The organism is Pontibacter rugosus (genome assembly GCF_042678745.1).
GTDB lineage: Bacteria > Bacteroidota > Bacteroidia > Cytophagales > Hymenobacteraceae > Pontibacter > Pontibacter rugosus.
This window is the reverse complement of record NZ_JBHTLD010000229.1, coordinates 1-7,442: the sequence shown is the minus strand read 5'-3', so window position 1 is coordinate 7,442 and position 7,442 is coordinate 1. Positions and strand designations below refer to the sequence as shown.

Annotated in this window: 6 protein-coding genes; all 6 read left to right on the top strand. The window is 38.3% G+C overall.

The features are described 5' to 3' along the window. The first annotated feature begins 188 nt into the window (after window positions 1–188). The 6 genes from ACFQ2O_RS18425 to asnB all read left to right on the top strand — a co-directional run bounded on the left by ACFQ2O_RS18425 (window position 189) and on the right by asnB (window position 7,388). Window positions 189–1,340 carry a glycosyltransferase family 4 protein gene (locus ACFQ2O_RS18425; RefSeq protein WP_377531369.1) on the top strand — a complete coding sequence of 384 codons (1,152 nt, stop codon included), beginning with the start codon at window positions 189–191 and terminating at the stop codon, window positions 1,338–1,340. Window positions 1,341–1,550: 210 nt separating this feature from the next. Then, complete coding sequence (locus tag ACFQ2O_RS18420) at window positions 1,551–2,645, top strand: glycosyltransferase (protein ID WP_377531367.1); 1,095 nt, start codon at window positions 1,551–1,553, stop codon at window positions 2,643–2,645. Between the two features lie 30 nt (window positions 2,646–2,675). Next, window positions 2,676–3,518 carry a glycosyltransferase family 2 protein gene (locus ACFQ2O_RS18415; RefSeq protein ID WP_377531364.1) on the top strand — a complete coding sequence of 281 codons (843 nt, stop codon included), beginning with the start codon at window positions 2,676–2,678 and terminating at the stop codon, window positions 3,516–3,518. Further along, window positions 3,472–4,590 carry a glycosyltransferase gene (locus ACFQ2O_RS18410; protein WP_377531361.1) on the top strand — a complete coding sequence of 373 codons (1,119 nt, stop codon included), beginning with the start codon at window positions 3,472–3,474 and terminating at the stop codon, window positions 4,588–4,590. Before ACFQ2O_RS18415 ends, ACFQ2O_RS18410 begins: the two co-directional genes overlap by 47 nt. Beyond that, the gene (locus ACFQ2O_RS18405; RefSeq protein WP_377531359.1) at window positions 4,580–5,551 is read left to right on the top strand and encodes a GNAT family N-acetyltransferase; all 972 of its coding nucleotides are present in this window, start codon (window positions 4,580–4,582) and stop codon (window positions 5,549–5,551) included. The genes ACFQ2O_RS18410 and ACFQ2O_RS18405 overlap by 11 nt, the downstream gene beginning before the upstream one ends. A 1-nt stretch (window position 5,552) precedes the next feature. Next, complete coding sequence (asnB, locus tag ACFQ2O_RS18400; protein WP_377531356.1) at window positions 5,553–7,388, top strand: asparagine synthase (glutamine-hydrolyzing); 1,836 nt, start codon at window positions 5,553–5,555, stop codon at window positions 7,386–7,388. Window positions 7,389–7,442: the final 54 nt, after the last annotated feature.

Below are 7,442 nucleotides of genomic sequence, written 5' to 3'. Positions count from 1 at the left end.
TGCAGAGTGGCGTTTGGAGCTATTATGTTTTATTGCTTCAAATGAACAAGATATGGAACAGGAAATCTTAAAAGCTAAATGTTAAGACAAAAAACACACAAAGATTACTTAGTACCCTTTCTTTGGCCGTGCTTAACACTTCTGAAATTAGACTTTCTTAGAAATCCGAACACCCTATAAAGGATTATATGAATAAACTTAACGTTCTGGTAGTAATTGACTCACTTGGCTCTGGGGGAGCTGAAAGATCTACCCAGGTTCTTTGTGATTATTTAGCACGTGTACAGGTACCTTTTGAAATTATCTGTTTAGATAGAAGGAGTGTAGGTGTACAGCAGGACATGTTATCAAAGGGATACAACATACACTTTTTAGACCACCTTAACTTTCCGAAGCAAGTTAATTATATAGCCTCTGTAATTCAGGAAAAAGCAATTACAGTTGTGCACTCAGTGCTGTTTCGTTCAAATTTACGCGTAAGACTCAGTAAGCTGAAGGCTAAATTTGTGCACCTGGAAAGTTTAGTTAACACAACTTATTCTGAACAAAGGTTTTTGGACCCAAAAGTTAATAAATCAGGTCTGAGACTTTACAAATTGATTGATAGGTTCACAGCTAATAGGTTTGTAGATCACTTCCATAGTATAACTGATACAGTGAAGCGCCACTATGTTGAGCAGTTAGGAATACCTTCCAATAAAATAACTGTTGTCTATAGAGGGAGAGACTCTGCTAAAGTGTCTCCTAAAGAATCTATGCAAGAGTTCAGAATTAATAAATCTGATTTTATAGTAGTGAACACTGGTCGGCATGAGTTCCAAAAAGGACAGGTTCAGCTTCTGAAGGCCTTTAAAATACTCATTGAAAAAGGGCTCACTGATATAAAGCTTATCATATTAGGTAGAGACGGAACTTGTACAAATGAAATGAAAGCCTATATTTCTCAAAATAATTTAGGTGCTGCTGTTTGCCTTGCAGGATACAGACATGATGTTCCTGAAATACTAAATAGCTGCAATTTATTTGCTTTCAGCTCATTTTATGAAGGTTTGGGAGGAGCTGTAATTGAAGCTCAAGCTGCAGGTTTGCCTATTGCTTGTAATAATATTGATGTGCTACGAGAGGTAGTTAAAGAAGGGCAGAATGCTGAGCTTTTTGACTCGCATGATGTCAATTCGATAGCTAAGACGATAGAGTTTTTTTATAAGTCTCCTGAATCCTGTACTAAATACGGAATCAAAAGCAGAGAAAACTTTGAAGCAAACTTTGATTTGGAGGTGGTGCACGAAAAGATGTTACAGCTATACCAGAAATTGAGTAAACAAAATTCTGCAAGTTAAGTAGATAGTTCAGCCAATAAGTAGAGGCTAATACTTGTGTGGTCAAGCTGCCACAGCGGTTTTTAAAGTTAGCAAGTTTGAATGCTACTATAGCTAAAACATACTAGGCCCTGATTGATTCTTTTTCATGAAGCTAAGCTCAATGACTTCTTTACTTCTAATTTACTGTCAGGATCAAAAGATATTGCCTGCTTACATTAATATATTGTTATGGAAATCCTGCAGTTAATTCAAAAGCCACAACCTCGTGGTGCTGAAACTTTCGCAGCTCAATTATCTGAAAATTTAGAACAGCAAGGGCACACATCTAAATTACTAGCACTGTATGCTGAAAATGAAGCTGGTAAGTTTAAGAAGGATTACATTTTGCTCGGTGCAAACGTACAAGCTCGCCTTTGGGATAAAAATGGTTGGAAAGCATTAGCGGATGTTGTAAAAGAAATGAACCCTGATGTGATACAAGCTAATGCTGGAGATACATTGAAATATGCTGTGTTTTCAAAGCTTATGTACAAATGGCATCAGCCAATTGTATTTCGTAATGCAAGCACGCTAAGTTCTTACCTAAAGAATCCACTACAAAAAATATACACCAAGTTTCTACTCAGTAAAGTTGATGCTGTTGCCTCAGTAAGCGATTTTTCAAGAGGTGATATAGTAAAGCTCTTTCCAGAACTGGCAAAAAAAACCTTAACTATTCCGATAGGTCTGGAGCCTAAACTGCATGTTAACGATCCTTTTACCGGTACTGCATTCTCTGGCTCTATCAATTTAGTACATGTTGGAGGTTTTACTTTTGAAAAAAACCACCTTGGGCTGTTGCGAATATATAAAAGGATAGTTGATACAACCCCTAACATGCACCTTTGGCTTATTGGTGATGGACCACTTAGAAAAGAAGTAGAAGAGGCTGTGCAGCAGATGGAGTTATCAAGTAAGATTAGCTTTACAGGATTCATAAACAACCCTCTGGAGTACATTGCGCATGGAGATGCACTTCTGCTGCCTAGTATAATTGAGGGTTTGCCAGGCGTAATTTTAGAAGCAATGCTGTATGAAACACCTGTTGTTGCGAATAATGTGGGAGGAATAAGTGAAATTGTAATACCTGATAAAACCGGTTGGTTAGTAGAGCGTGGAGAAGAAGAAGCGTTTGCCCAAGCTGTGAATAGCTGTCTAATTAATAAATCAAAAGCTTTGAGCTTAGTTGAATGTGCATTAAGCATGGTGGAAGAGAAGTATATGAATAATAATATAGCCAGCTCTTTTGCTAATCTATATCAAAGTCTTACTAGTGGAGTTTAAGAACAGCTCAGGCCATAATATAAATTTCTCATGAATGAATCTGTTGGGGTTATAATTCTAACCTGCAATCGCCTGAAGCTTCTTAAGATAACCCTTTGTAAGGTTTTGGCGCAAACCCATAAATCTATTCAAGTTTTAGTAGTTGATAATCATTCACAAGATGGAACGCGGGAGTATCTTGATTTAATGGATAACATTGAAAAAATTTACTTAAGCGAAAATACAGGCCCGGCAGGTGGGTTTTATGAGGGGGTTAAGTATTTCGCAGAAAAAACAAACGTTGATTATGTTTGGATGATGGATGACGATTTCTTCCCATTCGATAGCTGCTTAGAGATTCTGCTTAACTCTACGAATGATAAAACAGTAGTCTTTCCATACATACGTGAAAAAGATTTTGCGACAAGGAGAATGCCGGGATGGTGGGGTGTACTTATACCCATGCAGGTTATAAAGCATGTGGGTTACCCGCGCAAAGACTTCTTTTTCTGGGCCGAGGATTCGGAATACCTAATGGACAGGATGAGAGATAAATTCAATTATCCTCTTAAATGGGTTGCGGCTGCCAAGGGCGTTCATTTTACGGCAAGAGTTACAAATTACAGGCAACCCTGGCGGTATTATTATGAAGTAAGAAATATGCTTTATATGCGCTTATATGTGAAGGAGCGCACAGTTTTACGAGCCTATAAGTTAGTTAGAAGTTGGGTTAAATTATTTGGAGCTATATTGCTCAAGGAAAATAATAAATCAGCAAAGTTAGAATGGTTTTTACGTGGAACGGTTCATGGAGTAACCAAGCAATTAGGTAAAACAATAGATCCTCATGTCGCAAAAGATAAAAGTTCTTCACATCATAAAATCTCTAGGTAGAGGTGGAGCTGAGATGCTGCTACCTGAGACGTTGAAGTATCATAATAAAATTGAGTTTGAATTCCACTACATCTACTTCCTCCCTTGGAAAAACCAAATGGTTGAAGCTATCAAGAATAATGGTGGAGTTGTTAGTTGCTTTGAAGCGTCTAATAACATACAGATTTTTCAAAAAGTACCTAACTTAATTCGATATATCCGTGAACAGGGGATCAACTTAGTCCATTGCCATTTACCATGGGCCGGAATAGCAGGAAGAATAGCTGCTAAGCTAACTGGTGTGCCTGTTATATATACGGAGCATAATAATTTTTCCCGATATCATAGCTTAACAAAGTTCGCTAGCCGCTTAACTATTCATCTGAATCAACTAATAATACCTGTATCTGGAGACGCTGAAGTAGCTCTAAAAAAAATTGTTAGCCCAGGGAAAATTAAGCTGATACTTAATGGTGTAGATACAAATGCTTTTAGAAGAACATCTGAAAATGAAAGTTTTCGTGCCAAATTAGGAATTCCTGCCGATAACCTAGTTGTGGCAACAGCAGCGGTTTTCCGTGAACAAAAAAGACTCGATAACTTTTTAAAAGTTGCTGAAGGTGTGTGCAATAAGAATGATAAGGTTTCTTTCATTATTGTTGGTGATGGGCCTGAACATGAAAAGCTGAAAGTTCTGGCTGAGCCCTTACTATCTAAAGGGAAGGTGCACTTCGCAGGTCTACAAGAAAATGTGAAGCCATACTTTAACATGGCAGATGTTTATCTGATGACTTCTGATTTTGAGGGGCTTCCAATTGCACTACTAGAAGCAATGAGTATGTCTTGTGCAATAGTTTCTACAGCCGTTGGAGGAGTACCTGAGGTAGTTGAGCATGAAGTATCAGGGCTATTGTGTAATGCCGGTGATGTGGTAGCCCTTGAAAAAAACGTGAATCTATTATTACAAGATAAGGAGATGCATACTACTTTAGCTGCTAATGCGCGTGAGAGAGTAGAGCAGCGTTTTAGCATGAAAAACATGGTACAAGAATTAGAGACTGTATATAAGCAGTATGCAAAATATGGAGTATGAAGTAAGAGCAGCAACGGAGCAGGACTTACCCGCAATTCTAGATTTATTTGAGCTTTCGTTAGGTACTGATGGAGGTGCTCCAGTAGAATCTTTCTGGAGGTGGAAGCACATTGATAATCCTTTTGGTAACTCTCCTGTCTTGCTTGCTTTCGATAAAGATAAGCTAATAGGTTTACGAGCCTTTATGCGCTGGAGATGGGAGCTTAATGATAAATTTGCTCCTGCCTTCAGAGCTGTTGATACGGCGACTCATCCAGATTACCGTGGGAAAGGTATATTTTCTAAATTAACAAAAGCTCTCATTCACGAGCTCAAGCAGACAGAACCTTGCTGTTTTATCTACAATACTCCAAATACTCAATCTAAACCAGGCTACCTTAAAATGGGGTGGAAAGTACTTGGCAAACCAAATGTAGTTGGAAGTATAGGGCTGGCATTTAGTGGAAAAGCGTTAGAAAATTTTGAAAAGTTTAGAACTTCTTTGCAAGAAGTCGACTTCGATGATTTACCTTTTAAATCAGCTTCTTCACAAGGTTTAGTACATACCCATCATAGCCTTGCGTACTTTAGATGGCGTTATCAACTTATTCCTGAAATACCTTATGGTTCTTATGTGTATGAAGGTAAAAAAAGAGCAATAATGGTTTTCTTTCACCTCAAGAAGAGGGGGAGGTTCTATGAGTTGAGAATTTGTGATGAAATTTGGTCTGATGGAGTTGCTGACTCAGCAACTGCCTTAAAAGCGTACCATAGTCTTGCACGTAAGCTAGGCACACCTGTTATAAGCTTCATTCCAAACTACAAGATGAGCTTGATGCAGACAATAGCTTACAGAATATTTTCATTAAAAAAGTACGCACCAGAAATCACTATCCGAGAAGTGAATGATGCAGAGCTAATTACTAGGGTAGAAGATATAAATAATTGGTCATTTAATTTGGGCGATCTAGAGCTGTTTTAGTATGTGTGGGATTTTTGGTAAAGTTGGCTCTTTAAGAGAAAGAGATATGCACGTGGCAACAGAGATGTTATGCCACCGTGGGCCTGATGGGCAGGTACATAAAACTTATGCTCATAATGTACATTTCTTTCACGCCAGGTTAAGTATCGTTGATATTGAGGGTGGTACTCAACCTATGGACGATGAAGACCTCGCTATTATATTCAATGGTGAAATTTATAACCATCAAGAGTTAAGAACTAAATTTGGTCTTACAGGTAGAACTCGATCTGATACAGAGACAGTGCTACTAATGTATAAGCAACTGGGGCTTGATATGCTTTCTCACATGGATGGCATGTTCGCGATAGCTCTTTTTGATAAAAAGCAGGGAAAGGTGTTTCTGCTAAGAGATAGAGCAGGCAAAAAGCCTCTTTATATAGGGGTTGCGGATGATGGTATATACTTTGGTAGTGAGCAAAATCTCTTGCAGAAAATCATGAGGCCAAGTATACACTTACCTTCCATTGCAGAATACTTGCAAACAGGTATGGTATATGGTGAAAATACACCTTATAAAGATATTTATGAGCTTCAGCCAGGACATAGAATCTCTATAGATATAGAGAATTTATCCCTATCCGAGCAACAACAGTGGTGGTCAATAGGGCCTTACTACGAGCAAGTACTGGAACTTCAGGAGCAGGAGGCACTAGCGTTACTCGATGAAAAACTAAAAATTGCAGTAAAGAGGCGTGTAGAAAGCAGTGACTTAGAAGTTGGGTGTTTTTTGAGCGGGGGTATCGATAGTGGCATAATGGCCGCGATGGCTTCTGTGTTAAAACCTAATTTAAGAACTTTTACAGTTAAGTTCCAAAATGAGTATGATGAGTCTGTCGTAGCAAAACAAGTTGCTAAGTTTCTAAATACAAATCATCAAGAACTGGAGGTTTCCTACGATAAGCTAGCAAATGATTTTGAAAGCATTGTTAGCGCTTATGGCGAGCCTTTTATGGACGATTCTCAGATTCCGTCTTACTATGTAGCTAGAGAAGCCAAAAAGCATGTTACAGTGATTATCAACGGCGATGGAGGGGATGAATTGTTTGGTGGTTACAGGAGGTACGTACCTTTTGCGCATTCTTTTTTTAGGAATAGTGTTGTAAAAGGGGCATCTAAAGCTGTAGCACCTTTTTTACCTGCTCCTGCCTCTAAAATGAATATGTACAACTATCTGTACCGACTCGTTAAACTAAGTAGCAGGAACGATTTTGAGCAGTACCTTAGTGCAAGTACAGATGTACTTTTCGATTATAAAAGTGATTATAAAGTTCAACCTGAATCATCTTTTCAGAGCCTTGTAGAACGAAATTTCTCAAAAGACATATCGGGCTTAAGAAAGATAATGTTGACCGATTTTCAAGGGATTCTACCTTATATCCTCCTCAAGAAGATAGATATAAGTTCCATGCAAAGTTCCTTAGAGGGAAGGTCTCCGTTCCTGTCTAAAGAGATCATGGAATTTGCACCAAGCCTTTCGGATGACTTAAAGATCAGAGGGGGGACAACGAAATACTTGCTGCGTAAGCTTGCCAGCCAATACCTTCCGGCAGGCAATGAAAAACTGCCGAAGAAGGGGTTCGAAGTGCCAATCATCAATTTAGTTGATAAAGATCTAAACCCACTTCTTAAAGATTATCTGAACAGTAGCGACTGCCTTTATAAGGAAGTAATAGATCCTAAGTTGGTTCAACGTCTAATGAATGGTACATTAGATATTTCAAAAGATAAGCGAGCTAAGATATTATTCAGCTTACTGACAATGGAAATTTGGTATCGTAATCAAAAACAGGTTTAACTATTAAGTGTCTTAATATTTCTTGAGTAAAAGGTATAAAGGTGCAATGCTAAT